The sequence below is a fragment of the Psychromonas marina genome (genome assembly GCF_030161115.1).
Taxonomy (GTDB): domain Bacteria; phylum Pseudomonadota; class Gammaproteobacteria; order Enterobacterales; family Psychromonadaceae; genus Psychromonas; species Psychromonas marina.
In genome coordinates, this window is record NZ_BSPQ01000023.1 from 1 (window position 1) to 1,266 (window position 1,266).

The 1,266-nt window shown below is 47.1% G+C and carries 1 protein-coding gene; it reads left to right on the forward strand.

The window, feature by feature from the left end:
- Nucleotides 1-1,266, forward strand: a 1,266-nt coding sequence (locus tag QQK09_RS17830; RefSeq protein ID WP_284205535.1) for a hypothetical protein, incomplete at both ends; no start/stop codon positions are given.

Here is a 1,266-nt window from a genome sequence, read left to right on the forward strand (position 1 = left end):
AACTTGCTGACGGTACGGTTGCAGTAACCGTTGCCTTATCTGGTGCACAGCAAGGTCAAGATATCAACGTCACAGTCGTGATTACCCAACAGCTGCCACTTGATCATAACGACACAGACACCGCAGGTTACGTGACCTTTGATGGTGATGATTTACACATTAATGTGCCTGTACAAGCAACCGATACCGACGGTGATGATTTAGATAAACCGGCGAATGTCGATATCATTATTACCGATGGCGCAGACGCTGTGTTTGGTGAAGATATAACGGGCGTTACCATTAACGAATCGGCTGTCATTAACGTGGTGAGTGGACAAATTCCATTAGATGTTGGCGCCGATGAAATCGCGACGATTGACTTCCAAACAGTACAACCAGGCTTAACCGGGATCACCAGTAATGGTGCAGCGACGACCTTTACGGTAGCAGGCGATACCTTGACCGTACTCGACAGTGCGGGCGCAACTGTGATGACGGTGGTTATCGCAACCGATGGTTCATACGAACTGACGATCACAGGGCCTGTTGATCAAAGCGATAGTCAATCAACCCAATTCAACTTAAATGTCACCGCTACTGATAAAGATGGCGATAACAGCGATGGCGCAATGAATATTACCATCACCGATGGCAGCAATGCTGCCGGTGATGATCAAGGTACAGTAGTACTGACCGAAGGGGATTTAGACACGGCAGGTGATGGCGTTAATATTGGTGATACTGACACCAGTTACCCAGCGATAAAATCTGGCGCCTTTGTGATTGCGGCAGGTGAAGACCGCCTTGTACCTGATTCGGTTAAAATTGATCCCGATTTACAAGCGGATTTAATCACTGAACTACAAAATGAACTCAGTTCTGGCGGACAACCACTGACCTTTAGTGTTAATACTAATGGTGATTTAATCGGTGAACTTGCTGACGGCACGGTTGCAGTAACCGTTGCATTATCTGGTGCGCAGCAAGGTCAAGATATCAACGTCACAGTCGTGATTACGCAACAGCTGCCACTTGATCATAACGACACAGACACCGCAGGTTACGTGACCTTTGATGGCGATGACTTACACATTAATGTCCCAGTTCAAGCAACCGATACCGACGGTGATGATTTAGATAAACCGGCTAACGTGGATATCATTATTACCGATGGCGCTGACGCTGTGTTTGGTGAAGACATAACGGGCGTTAGCATTAACGAATCGGCTGTCATTAACGTGGTGAGTGGACAAATTCCATTAGATGTTGGCGCTGATGAAATCG